The 690-nt window shown below is 47.4% G+C and carries 1 protein-coding gene; it reads right to left on the bottom strand.

All coding sequences use genetic code 11. The annotated features are described in order from the left end of the window. The coding region (menC, locus tag R7Q46_RS27270; protein ID WP_318078286.1) for an o-succinylbenzoate synthase at positions 1 to 690 on the bottom strand (690 nt) is incomplete at both ends.

The following is a 690-nucleotide window of genomic DNA, read 5'->3' as shown; positions in this document are numbered from 1 at the left end:
TTTTTCGATCAATTTAATGCAGAAATCGACGGAGCCGATTAATGTCGGTTTGATAATGATCGCTTTCACGCCTGTCAGATCTTCAAGGCTAAAGTCTTCTCGACGAACGGCATCTTGCAGCGTTTCATCCCAAGCAATCGCGATACCAGTATTAATGGCAAAAGACATGCTGTCGCCTGGAGCTCGGCATGGCTCTTCCAAAAACGTAATTCGTTGGCGAAGAGACGGTGTAATGTACTTAGCAAACTGCTGCGCTTTTTCGGGAGTCCAAGCGCGGTTCGCATCCAGTCGAAGCGTTAATTGAGGGATAGATTCAAGGAAGAGATTCACAAGCATGCCGTCACGAATGGGCTCATACAAACCCACTTTAACTTTCGCCACTTTCTCACCTTCCATCTCGTTGAGTTTTGGAATCAACTCATCGGGATCGCCCGTACACAGTGGAGCAGTTTGATATTTGCCTTGCGTCGGCAAACCACCTTCTAACTCCAATTGAGCCATAGATAAGCCAAACGCAACCGAAGGATACATATTGGCATAATCAACCGGTATACCCGCGACCCAGCGTTCAGCCTGTTCTTGCAACTGAATGCCAGCCTCTTCGGTACTTTCCAAGCTAAAACCAAAAAGCGGTGCGACTTCACCTAATCCCATGTTCTCGCCATCAGATAGCTCAACAATGTAGCCGAT

The organism is Vibrio sp. 811 (genome assembly GCF_033339195.1).
Note: the sequence above shows the minus strand (reverse complement) of the source record. Positions and strands in the feature narration are given on the sequence as shown.